At 31.7% G+C, this 18,272-nt stretch carries 14 protein-coding genes, 1 pseudogene and 1 riboswitch; of the genes and pseudogenes, 4 read left to right on the top strand and 11 right to left on the bottom strand.

Annotation, left to right across the window (positions count from 1 at the left end; translation table 11 throughout):
• Positions 1–324: 324 nt before the first annotated feature.
• Positions 325–1,146 (top strand): annotated as a pseudogene (locus tag KTC94_RS12800) (sensor histidine kinase); the annotation flags it as partial.
• Positions 1,147–1,521: 375 nt separating this feature from the next.
• Here KTC94_RS12800 and glmS read toward each other — a convergent pair.
• From glmS to cdaA, 7 genes are all read right to left on the bottom strand, one after another.
• A complete protein-coding gene (gene glmS / locus KTC94_RS12795) occupies positions 1,522–3,348 on the bottom strand; it encodes a glutamine--fructose-6-phosphate transaminase (isomerizing) (protein WP_220286301.1) in 1,827 nt (608 codons plus the stop codon).
• A gap of 479 nt (positions 3,349–3,827) precedes the next feature.
• The gene (gene glmM, locus KTC94_RS12790) at positions 3,828–5,177 is read right to left on the bottom strand and encodes a phosphoglucosamine mutase (RefSeq protein WP_220286300.1); all 1,350 of its coding nucleotides are present in this window, start codon (positions 5,175–5,177) and stop codon (positions 3,828–3,830) included.
• Positions 5,178–5,558: 381 nt separating this feature from the next.
• Positions 5,559–5,972 (bottom strand): hypothetical protein, encoded by a 414-nt coding sequence (locus tag KTC94_RS12785; RefSeq protein ID WP_165414278.1) that lies wholly within the window; start codon positions 5,970–5,972, stop codon positions 5,559–5,561.
• On the bottom strand, positions 5,972–6,358 hold the full coding sequence (locus KTC94_RS12780) for a DUF2089 domain-containing protein (RefSeq protein WP_220319776.1): 387 nt from the start codon (positions 6,356–6,358) through the stop codon (positions 5,972–5,974). Before KTC94_RS12780 ends, KTC94_RS12785 begins: the two co-directional genes overlap by 1 nt.
• A gap of 358 nt (positions 6,359–6,716) precedes the next feature.
• Complete coding sequence (locus KTC94_RS12775) at positions 6,717–8,315, bottom strand: NAD(P)/FAD-dependent oxidoreductase (protein WP_216302386.1); 1,599 nt, start codon at positions 8,313–8,315, stop codon at positions 6,717–6,719.
• Positions 8,296–9,570, bottom strand: a complete 1,275-nt coding sequence (locus tag KTC94_RS12770; RefSeq protein WP_220319775.1) for a YbbR-like domain-containing protein — start codon at positions 9,568–9,570, stop codon at positions 8,296–8,298. The genes KTC94_RS12775 and KTC94_RS12770 overlap by 20 nt, the downstream gene beginning before the upstream one ends.
• A complete protein-coding gene (cdaA, locus tag KTC94_RS12765; protein ID WP_165414282.1) occupies positions 9,540–10,388 on the bottom strand; it encodes a diadenylate cyclase CdaA in 849 nt (282 codons plus the stop codon). The genes KTC94_RS12770 and cdaA overlap by 31 nt, the downstream gene beginning before the upstream one ends.
• Positions 10,389–10,623: 235 nt before the next feature.
• Between cdaA and KTC94_RS12760 the strand changes: the two genes are divergently transcribed.
• Both KTC94_RS12760 and KTC94_RS12755 read left to right on the top strand, forming a co-directional pair.
• Positions 10,624–11,658 (top strand): hypothetical protein, encoded by a 1,035-nt coding sequence (locus tag KTC94_RS12760; RefSeq protein ID WP_220319774.1) that lies wholly within the window; start codon positions 10,624–10,626, stop codon positions 11,656–11,658.
• A gap of 78 nt (positions 11,659–11,736) precedes the next feature.
• A riboswitch (cyclic di-AMP (ydaO/yuaA leader) is annotated at positions 11,737–11,858 on the top strand.
• Positions 11,859–12,413 (top strand): cell wall hydrolase, encoded by a 555-nt coding sequence (locus KTC94_RS12755; RefSeq protein WP_216302383.1) that lies wholly within the window; start codon positions 11,859–11,861, stop codon positions 12,411–12,413.
• Between the two features lie 130 nt (positions 12,414–12,543).
• Here KTC94_RS12755 and KTC94_RS12750 read toward each other — a convergent pair whose 3' ends face one another.
• Together KTC94_RS12750 and trxA are read right to left on the bottom strand one after the other, a co-directional pair.
• Positions 12,544–13,413, bottom strand: coding sequence for an NAD(P)/FAD-dependent oxidoreductase (locus KTC94_RS12750; RefSeq protein WP_216302382.1), 870 nt, complete (start codon positions 13,411–13,413; stop codon positions 12,544–12,546).
• A gap of 210 nt (positions 13,414–13,623) precedes the next feature.
• Positions 13,624–13,941, bottom strand: a complete 318-nt coding sequence (gene trxA / locus KTC94_RS12745) for a thioredoxin (protein ID WP_216302381.1) — start codon at positions 13,939–13,941, stop codon at positions 13,624–13,626.
• 558 nt (positions 13,942–14,499) lie between these two features.
• Here trxA and KTC94_RS12740 point away from each other — a divergent pair.
• On the top strand, positions 14,500–15,279 hold the full coding sequence (locus KTC94_RS12740; RefSeq protein ID WP_216302380.1) for a DUF3048 C-terminal domain-containing protein: 780 nt from the start codon (positions 14,500–14,502) through the stop codon (positions 15,277–15,279).
• A 174-nt stretch (positions 15,280–15,453) separates the two neighbouring features.
• Here KTC94_RS12740 and cwlD read toward each other — a convergent pair whose 3' ends face one another.
• Together cwlD and KTC94_RS12730 are read right to left on the bottom strand one after the other, a co-directional pair.
• Positions 15,454–16,167, bottom strand: a complete 714-nt coding sequence (gene cwlD / locus KTC94_RS12735; RefSeq protein WP_220319773.1) for an N-acetylmuramoyl-L-alanine amidase CwlD — start codon at positions 16,165–16,167, stop codon at positions 15,454–15,456.
• Positions 16,168–16,391: 224 nt separating this feature from the next.
• A complete protein-coding gene (locus tag KTC94_RS12730; RefSeq protein WP_216302378.1) occupies positions 16,392–18,008 on the bottom strand; it encodes a Na/Pi cotransporter family protein in 1,617 nt (538 codons plus the stop codon).
• Positions 18,009–18,272: the final 264 nt, after the last annotated feature.

The following is an 18,272-nucleotide window of genomic DNA, read 5'->3' as shown; positions in this document are numbered from 1 at the left end:
CGCATAATATTCTACGCTAGTGAGACGACCCTAATAAATTATACCATTACATACCATAATTAACTTACTATTTTTTCTATTTTCCCCGCCCGTATAACTTTCTCCTGCGTGACTCCACATAAGAGATTGAAACGTGGGATTTCTGCTCTTCTTATTTGGAGTCACTTCTCGAGTATGTATTAATCTTGTTTTCAAAGTTAGAATAGGGATAAGTCTTTAGAAAATCTTTAGAATTACCCCAACATTATCTTTAAAAGTTAAGAGTGTCATAAAGATATGAAATTGAGAGAGGTGGTAAGAAAAATTTATAATGAGATGACCTACAAATATAATAAGCTTTTTGAAGCTACATGTAAAATAGCGGAAGGCAATTTAGATGTAACTATTGAAGAAAATTTAGGTGTATTCAATGATTTTAAGAAAGAAATCGAAAGTATACAAAAGGGCTTTAAAAAGGCAGTTATCGAAGAGGTAAAGAGTCAAAAAATGAAGACAGAGCTTATTTCCAATGTATCTCATGATTTAAAAACTCCTTTAACATCTATTATTACTTATACAGATTTATTAAAGGATGAAAATCTTTCAGCAGAAAAGCATAAGGAGTATTTAGATACATTAGATAGGAAATCACAAAGATTACAGGAATTAATTGAGGATTTATTTGAAGTGAGCAAGGCTACAAGTGGAAATATAAATTTAAATTTAGTTGATGTGGATGTTGTGGCCTTAATGAAACAAACCTTATTAGAACTAGATGATAAAATATCAGCAGCATCACTAGTAGTAAAAACAAAGTATCCAGAAGGAAAAGTAATATTGCATTTGGATAGCCAGCGTATGTTTAGAGTGTTTGAAAACCTTATAATCAATATAACAAAGTATTCTATGAAAGGTTCTAGAGTTTACATTGATATTGTTTCTAGAGAAGATAAAATTGAAATAACATTGAAAAATATGACAGCTATTGAAATTGAATTTAATGTTAATGACATAGTGGAAAGATTCGTAAGAGGAGACAAAGCACGTAACACAGAAGGTTCGGGACTTGGACTAGCCATAGCCAAAAGCTTTGTAGAACTCCAAGGTGGACAATTAAATATAACTGTGGATGGGGATTTATTTAAGGTTACAGTTACATTTAATTAGATCATCTCCTGCGGAGCTGAACATCTTTAAAGAAGATGAATTGACGACTTCGGAAGGAGATTTATACTCCAACTGAAGTTTTCTATTTGTTAGGGCAAGTAACTCCTACTTATAGTAGGTACTCCCACTTATAGAAGTGGGAGGCTTTCCTTCTGAAATGTCGTTAAATGAAGAACAAGTGTAATAAAATATATACTTTTTTTGCTCATAAAAATAAAGCATGAATAAAAATATATTTATCATATATTTTTTCATGCTTTATTTTTAAAAATTTATACGTTAAATCATCTCCTGCGGAGCTGCAATGTCGCTAAACAGCAATCAGTTTAAGACTTTCTTAAAACATACACATGTTTGTGTATCATCTATTTTTTCTTATTCCACCGTTACTGATTTTGCAAGATTTCTTGGCTTATCAACATCGCAACCCTTTTGAATTGCCATGTAGTAAGATAATAATTGTAGTGGAATTACTGAAATTACTGGTGCTAATATATCCATTACTTTTGGTATATAAGTTACGGAGTATACTGATTTTTCAATTTCAGTGTGTCCTTCTGGCGCAAAAGCAAATACTTTTGCTCCTCTAGTAGCTACTTCTTTTATATTACTTACCATCTTATCAAATAATTCTTCTTGAGTAGCTAGTGCTATAACTATAGTTCCTTCTTCCATAAGCGCTATAGGACCATGCTTTAACTCTCCTGCCGCATAGGCATCTGAATGGATATATGATATCTCTTTAAGCTTTAATGAACCTTCCATTGCAACTGCATAGTCAAGTCCACGGCCTATAAAGAACATATCTCTATGCATATAAGTTTTCGCTGTGAATTTTTGAACAGTTTCCTTATTTTTAAGCACCTGCTCTGCCTTTTCTGGAAGCTCTAGCATAGCTGCTTTAATTTCTTCTAATTCATCTACGCTTAATGTTTCGTTATTCTGAGCAAAGAATAATGCTATTATATACATCGCTATAAGCTGAGTTACATAAGCTTTAGTAGATGCAACTGCTATTTCTGGTCCAGCCCAAGTGTATAGTACGTCGTCTGCTTCTCTTGAAGCTGCGCTACCGACTACATTAGTTACTGCTATAACTCTAGCACCTTTTGACTTTGCAAGCCTTAAAGCGGACATAGTGTCTGCAGTTTCTCCTGATTGACTAATAACTATCATCAATGTATTTTCGTCCATTATTGGGTCTCTATATTTAAACTCAGAAGCTATATCTAATTCTACTGGTATTCTTGCAAGTTTTTCTATAACATATTTACCTACAACTCCTGCATGGTATGCAGTTCCACATGCTACTATATATATTTTATTTAAATTTTGAATTTGCTCTTTAGTTATAGTTATTTTATCTAGAGATATTGGCTCTCCTAGAACTACTCTTGAAGTCATTGTGTCTCTGATTGCCTTTGGTTGTTCATGGATTTCTTTTAGCATAAAGTGCTCATATCCACCTTTTTCAGCGGCTTCTGCATCCCAAGTTACATGGAATACTTCTTTCTCTATAACTTCGTTTTCAGCATTAATAAGCTTTATTCCATCACTTGAAATTACAACAAATTCGTTATCTTCCAATAAATATACTTCTCTTGTGTGGTTTAATACTGCTGGTATATCTGAAGCTACAAAAAATTCATCTTTGCCAATACCTACTATTAACGGACTATCTTTTCTTACTGCCACTAATTTATCTGGTTCATCACTTGATATTACTGCTATTGCATAGCTACCTTCCATTTTAGTAGTAGCCTTCATTACCGCTTCAACAATATTTCCATCAAAGTAGAAATCTATAAGATGTGGTATTACTTCTGTGTCAGTTTCAGATGTAAATTTATATCCTTTTGTCATTAACCATTCTCTTAAACGTATATAATTTTCTATGATCCCATTGTGAACTACACTAATAGTTCCTTTTTCATTAGTATGTGGGTGAGAATTTTCATCTGATGGTTTACCATGAGTGGCCCATCTAGTGTGTCCTATACCCACTTGTCCAATAAGCGGCTCTTCTAATAATTGAGCCTCTAAATTTGCAAGTCTTCCTTTGCACTTTGTAACGCTTAAAACTCCATCATTTATAATTGCGATTCCTGCTGAATCGTATCCTCTATATTCTAATTTACTAAGACCTTCTACCAAGATTGGTGAAGCCTGTTTTTTTCCAAAATATCCAACTATTCCGCACATATTCATCTTCCTCTCAAATTTAAAATTTTACACAAATCAACACTAAAGTGCTTTATTACCTTTAGTGCTATTCGTAATATTTATAAAGGTTTTAACACCAGATTGATCTTGTAACGAAAATCACTAATCGCTTTTATCAACCATTAACGGTAGTGCGCTACCGCGGGGCATCCGCCGAAGATTCGATACTCCCCATCCTCGTCAACTCATAATGCATAATAACTACTAATGCTCATTATGAGTCCTGGCGCTTTAAAATCATCTAATTCTCTCTATCCTCCTTTACCATAATATTTACATTCACAAATACGTAAACTGAAAGCTTATGAACCTTTCACATAAGCTTTCAGTCTATTATATTCATTTTATAGCCTAAACGTCAATGCTTTTAATGATAAGTTAACTTAATAGTTACTTTTTTCTACTATAATTCATGTTATTTTCCATATTATTTAGTAATCATGAAATTTTATACTATCTTACTTATTTGCTTTTTCCTGGATTAATTTCGCAAGAGCATGCGCCATTACATCTAATTCACTTTGTACTTTACCCTCGAGCATTACTCTCACTAAAGGCTCTGTACCTGAAGGCCTTATAAGCACTCTTCCACAACCATCTAATTTTTCTTCTATTTTTCTAATCTCTTCAACTATTTCACTATCAGTTTCATGTATGTCCTTTTTATCATTAGGTACTGTTGCGTTAACTAATACTTGCGGAAGTTCTGTCATCATTGCTGCAAGCTCCGATAATGGTTTTCCTGATTCTTTAATAACAGTGGCTAATTGAAGTCCTGATACAAGTCCATCCCCTGTAGTATTAAAATCCAGGAAAATTACATGTCCTGATTGCTCTCCACCTAGGCTATAACCCTCTTCTTGCATTTTCTCAAGTACGTACCTATCTCCTACTTTAGTTTTAACTGTAGTTATGTTTTCTTCCTTCATCGCAATATCAAGGCCCAAATTACTCATAACTGTTACTACTACTGTATTTTTAGTTAATTTACCAATATCCTTTAAGTGTTTAGCACAAATAGCAATTATAAAATCTCCATTTATGAGATTTCCTTTCTCGTCTACAGCTAAACATCTATCTGCATCACCATCAAACGCTAGTCCTAAATCGCAATTATTTTCTTTAACAAAAGCCATTAAATGCTCAGGATGAGTAGATCCACAGTCTCTATTTATATTTATGCCATCTGGATCATTGTTAATAACTAAAACCTCAGCTCCTAGATCTCTTGTAGCTTTTACTGAAGTAATATGCGAAGCCCCATTAGCACAATCTAATGCTATTTTAAGTCCTTTTAAGTCTCCTGAAATAGTAGATTTAGCAAATTCTATATAATCCTCTACAGCACTGTGATTAACTGTTTTCTTACCTAAATCACCTGCTATTGGTGATGGTACTCCTTTAAAATCACTTTCTATGACTGCTTGTATTGTATCCTCTAATTCATCAGACAGCTTGAACCCATTGTTGTTAAAAAATTTTATTCCATTATATTCTACCGGGTTGTGAGAAGCTGAAATAACAACCCCTGCATCTGCTCCATATTTTCTAGTTAAATATGCTATAGCGGGTGTAGGAACTACTCCAAGACATATTGCCTCTGCCCCTACCGATAAAATCCCTGCAACTAAGGCCGATTCTAACATATCTCCCGAAACTCTTGTATCCATTCCTACTAAAATTTTAGGTTTATGAGCTCCGCTTGTTAATACAAACGCTCCTGATCTTCCTAACTTATATGCAAGCTCCACTGTTAATTCTGTATTTGCTATACCACGTACTCCATCTGTCCCGAACATTCTACTCATATTTTTCTACCTCTTTCTCAATATTATATGGATTTATTACAGGTCATCCTAAACAAAACAACTAATCAATTTGCTAGTGTTTTATTTTTAAACCCTCATTGGCCTTTTTTTATTTATATTAATTCACTGAAAACTACTTTCTAACTTAAATTATATTTATGCGGAAAATTCATTGTTTTATTTTACTATTTATGTACATATATATCAAAGCTTTTTTTGCATAAATGAATAAAACTTAATCATATTATACTACAGGTATAAGTATTTGTAAAAAAAGTCTCAGTATTTTACAATATACTTATCAAAAAAATAGCCCAACTCACTTATTTGGGTTGGGCTAAATCATCTCCTGGGTAGCTTCACAGCTTCTAAGAAGCTGGCTTATTCTATAACAATCTCAACTGCGTCTCCATCTCCACTTTTTATATCTACAATTTTCCCATCCATTCCATTATCTATGGCATCTAATATACTTTGAGTCATTGCATCCATATCTACATTTTCCATGCCATCTACATTTACGTTTGGAATTCTTCCAAATGTTTTTATCATACCGCTTACAAATTTCAGTGGAATGTTAATATTTGCATTGTCATTTCCCTTAGATTTTATCCTTATTTTAAGCATTTTAGCATGTGTTCTGCCTTTAGTGTGGCTATTATTTGCTGCTACTTTATCCAAAATAATAAATTCTTTACTTTCTCCATTTAAAGCGTCTATAAGCTGCATAGCTTCTTCTGAATTAATTTTACCTTCTTCAACCATTCTTAATATTCTTGAGATTTCTTCATTCATTATTTCCCCTCCTTTTTCTGAAATGTTGTTAGCATTATTAATGCTTCATCAGCAGTAATTTCACCTTTGTCTAACATATCTAATACATCCTTTTTATCAGTGGCTGGTTTTTGCTTTAAAAAAGTATACCCAAGTGCTTCAATAACCTCATCTAGCTTTGCTGTAACTGCCTGATATGCTATGCCAAGCTCTTTTTCCATATCCTTAATGTTTCCTCTAGCTTTTAAGAATACTTCAACAAAATTTAACTGTTCACTATTTAAATAATCAAATCTAGATAATTCAAATTGGTTTTCTACCACAGTATTACATCCATCACATTTCAATCTAGTTGCTTTTAATCTAGAGCTACAAACTGGACATTTACTTAATATTTTGCATGCCATGTTTTACCACCTTCTTCCATTGTATTCATTATATTATCATTAATTGAAATATTCAACATAGAAATTAATTATTCCAGTATTTTTAACGATATTTCAGAATGAAAGTCTCCTACTTCTATAAGTTGGAATTATATGCCCTAACAAATAGAAAACTTCAGTGGGAGTATAAATCTCCTTCTGAAGTCGTTAATTCATCTTCTTCATAGCTGTTCAGCGACCCAGGAGATGATTTAAGGCAGGTGTTACAAAAAAATAACTAGCTGGTATGCTAGTCAATTTTTTTGGAGCTGCCTATATAGATTATTTTATAAAGCTAGAAAACAAACCACGCTCTAAGCCACTTACTAAGGATGAGCTCTTATTCAGGTTTCCATTTCTTCATTATACTTTCTGCTGTTTTTAATCCATCAACTGCCGCAGAAATTATTCCACCCGCATATCCCGCTCCTTCTCCTGCTGGGTATAATCCTTCTAGAGATATACTTTGTAATTCCTCATTTCTATCAATTCTTACTGGCGCCGATGTTCTTGTTTCAATACCAGTCATAACTGCGTCTTCTCTTGCAAAACCCTTTATTTTATAATCAAATTTAGGTAAAGCCTCTTTTATAGCATCTGTTACATAACTAGGCAAACACCCAGTAAGATCAGCAAATTTATATCCCGGTGTATAGCTTGGTTTTATACTCCCTATTTTGTTACTGTCTATTCCTTTAAGGAAATCTCCAACTAATTGCACGGGTGCATTATAGTTTGATCCTCCAATTTTATAAGCTAGTGCTTCATAATGCCTCTGAAACTCAATACCAGCAAGTGGGTCGTCTGTTCCAAAGTCTTTAGGTCCTACAGATACCACTACAGCTGAGTTTGCATTAGCCTTATCTCTCTTATATTCACTCATACCATTTATTGCAAGGCATCCCTGCTCTGAAGCTGCCGAGACTACTTGTCCGCCTGGGCACATACAAAAACTATATACTGCTCTTCCAGATTTTCCACTTGTATAAGTAAGCTTGTAATCAGCACCTTTTAACCTTGGGTGGTTAGCATATTTTCCATATTGATTTTCATTGATCATATCCTGAGGATGCTCTATTCGAACCCCCATTGCAAATGGCTTACTAGACATAAATACGCCTTTTTTATATAACATTTCATATGTATCCCTGGAACTATGTCCTGGAGCTAAAATTAAGCTATCACAAGGCAACTCTTCCCCATTTACTATTATGCTTTTCACCTTTTTATCTTTAATTTTTATATCGGAAAGCTTACTATTAAATCTTACTTCTCCACCTAGTTTAATAATACTTTCCCTTATATTTTTCACAACTTCTTTTAACACATCTGTACCTATGTGAGGCTTGCCAATATACAATATTTCCTCAGGTGCACCAGCTTTCACAAATTCCTCTAATATGTAGTCACATCTAGTGTCCTTTATTCTTGTAGTTAGCTTTCCATCTGAAAAGGTTCCCGCTCCACCTTCACCAAATTGCACATTTGATTCTGTATTGAGCACCGCCCTAGTCCAAAATTTGTTTATGCTTTTTGTTCTAAGCTCTACCTGTTCTCCTCTTTCAATAATTAGAGGCTTGTATCCCTTTTGCGCCATAAGAAGCCCAGCAAACATACCTGCTGGACCCATTCCTACGATTATAGGTCTATGCTGCATCTCACTCGTTCCAAATTCAAACTCAGCATTATACTTAACTTCTTCAAGTTTAACATCTTTATGATTTGCCCTCTCTACAATTTTTAATTCATCATCCATTTTAATACAAGCAGCATAATTAAATTTAATGTTATTTTTTTTCCTAGCATCTATGGATTCTTTAGCTATTCTAAAATCTTTTATTTCGTTCTCATCAACTCTCATTATTTTTGCTGCCTTTGTTTTTATAGTATCTATAGTATCGTCTATATCTAGGACTATGTTATTCACTCTTATTGTCATTTCCTGTCATTACCTCCGTTTGTTTCTTCGTAATAGTTACTAATATTTTATCTTGGTCTTGTGATATTAAATTTACTCCTTCTGGCATACTTGCCACTACTTTCACAGAGTGTTCTCCTTCTACTAAATTAGCTAAATCTACTACGGCGCTAATTTTTGTCAAATCCAAAGAATCCATAACGGCCTGCGTACCTGAAACCAGTAGTGAGTCATTATTTTTTTCGAGTTTCACTTGATATTTTTCATCTAAATTAATATATTTGATGTCTTGACTTAGTTTTTTTTGCACTACCTCATCTATATTCTTTTTCACTACCTCATCTAAATTAATCTCAGCCTTAACTAAAGCAGTACCACTAACTAAACTTAATCCACCTGGAATTAATACTTTAACATTCATCGTAGTACTTTTGTTTATTTTACTTAGGTCAATAGCTTCCGTGTTTAAATTTTCCACTTGTTTAAGTGCATCTACACTTCCTGTTACATCAAACCGTTCTGGTTGCACTTTTATGCTCTTTAGCGTAAAATTAGGATTCAAAACTCCTATGGTTTTCACCGTTACTCCTACAGACTTAGTCTTCCTTATAGGAATCTTAACATCTATCTGAACTGGGTTTACAACCACTCCTTTTACTTCCTTACCTTCTTCATCTACTGGTTTAAGCGTGTATGTTTTTGCAATATTTGATTCCACGTCTTGTATATTAACTTCTACTAATATTTTTTTCACTACATTTACAAACTTTGACCCACCTACTACTTTAGCATTACTTTGGGATATTTCTGGTTCAGATGCATAGAAGCCTTCTTTGGGTTTTCCACTTGTAATTACATTTATAGGTAGATTAGATTCAATCCGTTTATCTAAGTTTACCTTTATAAAAAGACCATTACTATTTACCACTGTTATATTATTAGGGCTTTTTCTTATTTCAATAGGAATCATTTGTTCTCCAGTTTTAAGAGCATATGCACTTAAATCTGCAACTAATGTGAAATCTTCTGCTTTCTTACCCAAAATTATACTAGTACTAGCCCCTTTGATATTTATGGATGTTGTTAAATCTTGCCCTGGTACTAAAACGAGATTTGACTGGGTTAATACATTTGTATTTAAAAGCTGTACAGGTATGTTTTGAAGCTTATAAGCAGTAAGTGGATTTTCTGTGCTTGATATAAAAAGCCATAAAGCAAAGGCAGCTATTACGCAGCAAATTTTAATTATAAATTCTTGTTTTCCGTTTTTATCCATGCCTTTACTCTCTCCTTTAAGGTTATTTTTTTAGTTTGTCTTCTTTTTATTATTTGAAGAAGTATTTTTTTAAGCTTATCCTTGTCATAGTTCCTTAGCAATCTTCCATTCATTGCTATAGATATAGTTCCTGTTTCTTCTGATACTATTATTGTTAGAGCATCTGAAGTTTCTGTTATTCCTATTGCCGCTCTATGCCGCGTCCCTAGTTTCTTACTTATTACATCATTATTTGTTAAAGGCAGAAAACATCCTGCCGCGATTATTCTATCATTTCTAATTATTGTAGCCCCATCATGAAGGGGGGTATTAACTACAAATATATTTTCTAGTAAAGCTGTAGATATTACAGCATCCAATGCGGTTCCTGTTTTAATAATTTCTGCAATACCTGTCCTTTGTTCTATTACTATTAGTGCCCCTGTTTTACTTTTTGATAAAATTTCAACGGCATTGACAATTTCAGTTATAACCTTCTCCATTATTTGTTCATCTTCAAATACGTGTTTATCAGCAAAAGCGGTCCTTCCGATGTGCTCTAACGCCCTTCTTATTTCTGGTTGAAAGATGATAACAATAGTCAAAACACCAATTGTTATTGTCTTATTTAAAACCCAATTTAATACTGTTAAATTAAGCAATTGGCTTATCGGAATAAGCACAAAAATAAAAATCATTCCTTTTAATAACTGTATAGCTCTTGTTTCTTTCATTAGCATGTAACTTTTATAGAATATAAACGCCACCACTAATATATCCAAAATTGAAAATATGCTTATATTTTTGATTGTGCTTATCATTAATTTAAATACTTCCATAAAGCCCACACCCCTCTACTAAAACTCCTATTTACAATTATACACCATGATTTGCTTTATTAGTATATATTATAATTTAATTTTATTATAACAATTAAGCACACATTTCAAAGTAATTTTATTCAACATATACCACTTTTACATTCTAAGAGTATAATTCTGTAACTAAACTAGAATAATATATGTATTAAATTAATATATGAATACAAGACAAATAATAAGGGAGTGAGTTTTTTTGAACGAGCAAAAAGAAAATGTAGATATTATAGATACTAATAACAAAAGAAAAACATTTAAAATCATACTTTTTCTATCTATTATCATGATCTCCATAGGTATTTCCTTAACTATCTATTACAAATCTATAAATAAGGTATATGATTCCTATAAAACTGCCTTAATAACTAATATTAATATTATTAATACAGTTAATAACAATACAGGACAGTTTAATAGTGGTCAAACAATAGATGTTGGTTATGCCAAAGAACAATTGCCTAGTATTATTAAAGATTTAGCTAAGCTCCGCGATAATTTATCAAATTCAGAACCTACCGCGAAATATAAAAAAGATCATGAAAATTTAAAATCAGGCTTAGACAAAAACCTATTAATATACAGACAAACACTAGCAATTTTAAATAATCCTTCTGGTCGAGATGTAGAAAAATCCGTGGAGGATCTTAAAACCTTTAGAAATGATTGCATGAATTTTTACTCCTTAGTAGATATTCGTAATATTGAAATAACACTGCCAAGAACATCTTTAGTCTTCATTGATAATGTACTTAATTACAGTTATAGCGCCGTAATGATAAGAAAAGAAACAGATATTAAATCGGAACAAACTCAGGAATTTATCAATAAAACTGATAGCTTATCCGTGGATTTTTTAGATGCTAAAACTGATTTTTACTCAAATGTAATAAAAGCGAGAAAAAAAGAGATATCCTATGATGACCTTTTGTCGCTAGTAGATAGTGATTTTACAAAATTAAGCGAAATGCAAACTACATTTAAAGGTTTATCTGTGCCTCCTGCGGCTATTACTACTTATGAATCCTTCAAACTTTTATTAGATAACCAGGAAAGCTATTTAAGGGATTTTAAACTTGCGCTAACAAGTGAGAAAGTTCAAACTTTAAGTACGGCTGTAGACACCGCCGCATTAGATGCTCTATACAATTCTTCTAATGTGCTATTTACACAAGTGGAACGTTCTTATAATGATTTTATTAAAGTCTATACTCAGCTAAAGAATAATAAATAAATACGTATATATTTTATAACTTCATTGTTTTTCGTTATAATATAAAAATTTAGCGTATTATTTTCGTACTCTTGGTCACACTATTATTAGCCGAAGTAAAAAATACGGAGGAACCAAGCATTTGGGGTGAATCACTTATTGTGTAGGTTAAACCTTTCCCGAACCCGTCAGCTAACTCCGTAGGCAAAAGGAGAGATACTATGAAAAAATTTGCTTTTTTATCTTGTATGCTAACATTATTATTAGTATTGCCTAGTTTAAGAGTAAATGGTAAAAATTTATACTCATTTGATTCAGAAATTAAAGATTTATATAACGATAAACTAGAAGCAGTAGCAGTATTTAAACAGTCAAATAGCTCAATTTACATTACTGATAACGACATTTATTTAATGTCGCAAGTTGTATACGCCGAGAGTTGTGGTGAACCTGATATCGGCAAACTCGCAGTAGCATCCGTTATACTAAATCGTGCTCGTGATGGTCATTTCCCAAAATCTATTTCTGGTGTTATAAATCAAAAAAACGCTTTTTCTTGTGTTAAAGATGGGAAAATAATTCACAATGGCAAAGCGAATGTTATTCCCGATTCTGCTTGTTACACTGCTGTATTAGATGCATTAAAAGGTAAAGATCCTACATATAATGCTGTTTTCTTTTATAACCCTGAAATATCTACTTCTCAGTGGATGATAGGTATAAAAAAAACAAATGTAAAAACTATAGGAAATCATGTTTTCTTTGTAGTTAAATAAAAAAAAACTGTAGTTATAAGCTACAGCCAGGTAGCTCACTTTAGTTAATTCTAGCTACAGCTAGTTCTAACTACAGTTAGCTACCTAATTTTATTGTTAATAACATAAAAATAAATAGTCAGCATCTATCTTATTTATTTTTATGTTCTTTATCTAAATAGGTAACTGCACTTAATGCTGCTACTAATCCTTCACCTGCAGCCTTAATATACTGATATGGCTTACCTATGCAGTCGCCTGCTGCAAAACATCCTTCTATATTGGTTTTCATACTTCTATCAACTTTTATATGTCCCTCTTCGATTTCAAGACCTGGCACCAATTGACTAGGAGACACACTATCTCTTAGCATGAAAATTCCATCTGTAGTTATCTCGCCCTTCTCTAAAATAACCTTAGTTACCACATCCTCACCAACTATTTCTAAAGGCTTATTTTTTATTATCTCCACGTTAGAATTTAAATCGTATTCCCCTTTGTACATAGGGATATAATATGTTTTTCCACTCAATTCACTTACATAATTAGTTTCTTCTTCACTTTCTTTATTATATCCGACTATAACAACTGTTTTTCCTTTATATAATGGAGCATCGCAAGTAGCACAGTACCCTACTCCTTTTCCTAAAAACTCTTCTTCTCCTTTTAATGCTTTCGTGTATTCTATCCCCGTAGCTAAAATTATTGCTTTAGCCTCATATATTTTTTCATTTACCATCAAAGCAAAATAATCCCCCATGGCATAAACATTATTTATTCTCTCATTTACAATACCTATCCCCATGGCAGCAACATGTGCTGCAAATTCATTCTTAAGGTCCTTTCCTGAAACGTTATAGAACCCTAAAAAATTGTTTACCTTTGCTGCTTTTACTAGCTTTGGACTTAATTCTTTGCTTCCAAAAATTATTATGTTTTTATTTCTAATTTTAGCACTAATAGCTGCTTCAAGGCCTGCTGGGCCTGTTCCAATTATAGCTATATCATATCTCTCACCCATAATTTCTCCTCCTTATGTTTTCATCCTAGTATCTGCCATTCTACTTATTTGTCCCTATGATAAATAAAAATTCTTCACTTAGAAAATGGAGATATTTATTTAAATTATAAAAATTTAAAATATCTATCTCCAAACATTTCTATTTAATACTTACATTACTTTATTTAACTTTATTACCATATCAATCATCATTTTTAGTGCTGTAATATTTTATATATGATTTTCTATTATTTTCTTTAAGTCTGCTTTAGGTCTGAATCCTACCATAGTTTCTTTAACTGCTTCTTTGCTAAATACCATAACTGTTGGAATACTTGAAATTTTATACTTTGATGATATCATAGGACTCTCATCTACATTTACTTTTGCAAATTTAACTTTTGTTCCCATTTCCTTTGCTAATTCTTCAATTACTGGAGTCAACATTTTACAAGGTCCACACCAAGGCGCCCAAAAATCAACTACAACTATATTATCTGAATTTCCAATTTCCTCATTAAAATTTTTATCATTAACTTCTTTAATCATATTATTACCTCCAATTATTATACCCCACCAGGGTATATTTATAGCTTAATTGTATACCTTATTATTTTACTAGTCAATAATATTTCAAACTTAAATCTGTTGGATTTAAATTTTTTTTGTATAACTGTCATTGTTGTAAAATTTCTAAATTTATATACACATTTCAGAATTAGTATACCCAAACCAAATCTTAAAAATGTCCGAAATACCTTTGTATCGTTATTTATTTTTATGTTCCTAACATCTTTTTCACTATAGCATTATTATATTGTGTTTTTTTATTCTTACTTATACTTTGATTGTACTTATGATTAATCTAATTATATCACAGGATTTATTTTTTTTAATATAATTAGATTAATAATAATACAAAATATATTATTATTTTGTATTAAAATTTTAATTATTTCATATTATGATATTAATGCCACTAATTATAAAGAGGTTCTCTGAATAAAGAAAATCTCGTTAATCTTCTAATAATTTTACTACTTACGACCTGTTCCTAGTTAAATAAGACTATTAAAATATTATATATAGACACTATGGGAGGACCTTATGGCAAAGAAAAATTTTACTTTTATCATATATTTTTTAAGTTCTATTTTAGTATTAGTTCTTTCACTATTTGTTTATAGGTTTACTATGCATATTTGTTACCTTAATTTACATGATCAAATAACTACACCAAAATATACAGGTGAAAGAGTTTCTAAAACTTATTCTGCCCAGCTCAAAAAAATTGCAACTTTTATTAATACTACTAATGAACCATCTATTAAGGGACTTAGTAATGCAGATTTGATCCTTGAGTTTTTAAGTAAGTCTAATGGCCTTACTTATAAAGCTATGTTTAGCCAAGAAAGTGCTAAAAATGTTAGTTCAACAATTAATTTAAAAGATTATTGTAATTCATATTTACCAATATTAAAATTTTCCAATAACGTTGAAACAAAAGCCCTTAAAGGTATCAATGCAACTTCCATTTTTATAAGTTTTAATGAAGATTCATCTTCAAATTTTTTATATCAAAATGGAGAGTATTATCATTATAGAGGCTTAAACATTGATAATGATAATAATACTCCTGTAAAGCTAACTAATGTTATTGTGCAATTTGTACACGGTAACATTGTAAATGATGAAACCTTAGCTTCATCTGAATCTTGTGGCACCGGATTATTGTTTTGTAGCGGAAAAGCTCAAGATATTAAATGGGATAGGAAGAATAATTCTAAAATAAATATTACAGACCGAAAAGGAGACCCTATTTCACTAATGCCAGGCCCTACATGGTGGACTTTTATTGATGAAACCTCTTCTATAGCCTACGATTAGCAATTAAATTATCCTTTTTAAATCTGTTCATCGTCATCTTCAAAGCTGTATTATTATGAAAATTTAATTACAAACCAAAAAGCATATTTCTAAAATAATATGCCTTTTTAGGTTACCCACATTTAAATAAGTATTATTATTCAAACTAGTCCAAACTTGCTCCATTATACTTATTTACTCTTTTGGATTACTGTTAAAAAACTCGTCTACAGATTTGCTTATGGAGTCTGCAATTTTTCTTTGATATTCATCTGACTTTAATTTTTGTTCTTCTTCATTGTTTGATAAAAATCCACATTCCACTATAACGCTTGGCATATTGTCATTCACCCTTAATAACTTGTAAGCATTTTTAGCAGGCTTCTGTATTCTCTTATTATTGGGATCCAAATCTACCCTAAGGTTTTTTTGAATTGTACTAGCTAATGTAACGCTATCTTTATAATCTGAGTACCATACTTGTGCTCCATAATATTTACTCTGTGAAAAATAATTTAAATGAACGCTAATTAACATGTCACAATTACTTGATTTCTTTAAATCACATCTATTTTTTAAATCTTCATTGTAATTTGACCTTATAGTTCCACTTTTTGAATAAGATCCTGTATCTTCTTCTCTTGTCATAACTACCTCATATCCTGCTTTTTTTAAGCTCTCTTTAAGCTTTTTTGCTATACTTAAATTTATATCTTTTTCTACAGTACCATTTTGAGAGCTTGTGCCACCATCCATCCCTCCATGTCCGGCATCGATGAGTATTTTTTTATTCCCTTTACTAGCATTCATAGTTTCTTTTGAAAAGCTTAGATTTACGCCTATAAAGCCTACCATCCCTACAATGATTACTATGATAATTGCTACTAATTTGTTATTTTTATACCTCAATTCATCCACCCTTTTATTTATTAATATATGTTAACTTTATTCAACTTGCAGATGATTTATTAGTATTTTCATATTTGCTTTAGATCCTTTTTTATAAAAATCTATATGCAGTATTTATATTTACAATTTAACGGAAAACAAAAAGCACCCGCTAAAAATTATAGCGACTGCTTTCTGCTTTCCTCAAGTTCTATGTAAATATATTTCACTTATATAAATTATGATTATTTGTTTATTACCACTTCTGCGATATTGGTTGCATGATCTCCTATTCTTTCAAAATTGCTAATAATATCTAGGTACATTGTCCCAACTGTAGCCCCGCATCCGCTACTATTTAATCTTCTTATATGTGATGATCTTAATTCGTTTTCTAAACTGTCAATTCTACTTTCTATTGCCATAACGGATTCTGCTTTCATAATATCATTGTTTTCAAAACTCTCAATACTAATTTCTAGGGCATTTACTATGTATTTATACATTCCATCTAACTCTTCTATAGCTTCTTTTGAGAATTTCAAATTCTTTTGAATCTTTTCACTAGTTAAATCCACTAAATTTTCAGCATGATCTCCTATACGCTCTATATCATTTACTACATTGAACATAGAAGTTACTATTTTAGTTTGTTCCTCCGATAATTGTGTTGATGAAAGCTTTACTAAATATGATGTAATTTCATCTTCAAGTAAGTTTATTAATTTTTCATTTTCATAAACAGTTCTTATATTACTTTCGTTATTGTTAGTAAAACACTCCATAGCAAGCTGTACATTTTCTTTTGCTAAGTTAGCCATTCTAACTACCTCTTGCGATGTTTGCCCAACCGCAATAACTGGTGTCTCTAGTAATCTATCATCTATATACTTAACCCCCATTATTACAACTTCATCTTCTCCAGGTATAATCTTGTTAACAAGTAAAACGAGATATCTAATAAATGGCACCATAATTATGGTATTTGTTATATTAAATATTGTATGGGCATTCGCAATTTGTCTTTTTATACCTATACTCCCACCCGGTGTTATAACTTGTACAAGTTGTATTACTGGGTTTATTAGTGGAATAAAAATTAATGTACCAAATATATTAAAAAACAGATGTATTAGAGCTGCTTTCTTTGCTGTTTTAGACGTTCCTATACTCGATAATAAAGCCGTTATACATGTGCCTATATTATTACCAAATAAAATTGGTACCGCCACTCCGAGTGGCAGTGCTGATGTAGAAGCTAATGCTACTAAAATACCCGTGGACGCAGAAGAACTTTGGAGTACTGAAGTCATAAGTACTCCTGTTAAAATTGCTAAGATAGTATTTCCTTCCAATTTCATTATTAAAGTTGCAAAAGCTGGCGAATTAGCTAGTGGAGACATAGCATTCTTCATTAATTCCATTCCTAAGAAAAGAATACCAAAGCCTAATATAATATTGCCTGTTTCCCTACCCTTTTTATCTTTTGAAAATAATATTGTTAAAGAACCTATTCCTAAAAATACTGGCATTATATTATCAAGTTTAAATGCAATTAGCTGCGCTGTTATAGTGGTTCCAACATTCGCTCCCATAATTACCGCCGCTGCCTGATATAGGTCCATAAGTCCTGCATTAACAAAACCAACTACCATTACTGTAGTTGCACTACTGCTTTGAATAACTGCTGTTATTGCAGCTCCTGTAGCTACACCTTTAATAGGATTAGATGTTATTTTATCAAATATCTTTTTGAGTTTTTCACCTGATGCATTTATTAACCCATCACCCATCATTTTCATTCCATATAAGAATAACCCGACGCCTCCGAAAAGGCCTATAACCATATTTATAGCCTGCATAAAATTCCTCCATGTCTAATGTATTATAAGTATTTTAATCATTCACACAAATAATACTATAGGTTTATACTTTATGTTAAGTAATTTACGACATATTTAACATAGACTTTAAAAAACTTAACACAAACATAACATATGAGGTATTTACTTTTAACGACATTCCAGAGGGGAAGTCTCCCACTTCTATAAGTGGTAGTTATATACCCTAACAAATAAAAACTTCAGTAGGAGTATAAAGCTCCTTCTAAAGCCGTCAATGCAGCT

The organism is Clostridium sp. CM028 (assembly GCF_030585565.1).
GTDB classification, from domain to species: domain Bacteria; phylum Bacillota; class Clostridia; order Clostridiales; family Clostridiaceae; genus Clostridium_AD; species Clostridium_AD estertheticum_B.
The sequence above is the reverse complement of the archived record's forward strand: the minus strand, read 5'-3'. Positions and strand labels throughout refer to the sequence as shown.

Bases quoted from the DNA above. Each gene is read 5' to 3' on its own strand.
- KTC94_RS12780 (WP_220319776.1), bottom strand. From the start codon at position 6,358: ATGGCATGCAAAATATTAAGTAAATGTCCAGTTTGTAGCTCTAGATTA.
- cdaA (WP_165414282.1), bottom strand. From the start codon at position 10,388: ATGGAAGTATTTAAATTAATGATAAGCACAATCAAAAATATAAGCATA.
- KTC94_RS12750 (WP_216302382.1), bottom strand. From the start codon at position 13,413: ATGGGTGAGAGATATGATATAGCTATAATTGGAACAGGCCCAGCAGGC.
- KTC94_RS12755 (WP_216302383.1), top strand. From the start codon at position 11,859: ATGAAAAAATTTGCTTTTTTATCTTGTATGCTAACATTATTATTAGTA.
- KTC94_RS12730 (WP_216302378.1), bottom strand. From the start codon at position 18,008: ATGCAGGCTATAAATATGGTTATAGGCCTTTTCGGAGGCGTCGGGTTA.
- glmS (WP_220286301.1), bottom strand. From the start codon at position 3,348: ATGTGCGGAATAGTTGGATATTTTGGAAAAAAACAGGCTTCACCAATC.
- KTC94_RS12770 (WP_220319775.1), bottom strand. From the start codon at position 9,570: ATGGATAAAAACGGAAAACAAGAATTTATAATTAAAATTTGCTGCGTA.
- glmM (WP_220286300.1), bottom strand. From the start codon at position 5,177: ATGAGTAGAATGTTCGGGACAGATGGAGTACGTGGTATAGCAAATACA.
- KTC94_RS12740 (WP_216302380.1), top strand. From the start codon at position 14,500: ATGGCAAAGAAAAATTTTACTTTTATCATATATTTTTTAAGTTCTATT.
- KTC94_RS12775 (WP_216302386.1), bottom strand. From the start codon at position 8,315: ATGACAATAAGAGTGAATAACATAGTCCTAGATATAGACGATACTATA.
- trxA (WP_216302381.1), bottom strand. From the start codon at position 13,941: ATGATTAAAGAAGTTAATGATAAAAATTTTAATGAGGAAATTGGAAAT.
- KTC94_RS12785 (WP_165414278.1), bottom strand. From the start codon at position 5,972: ATGAATGAAGAAATCTCAAGAATATTAAGAATGGTTGAAGAAGGTAAA.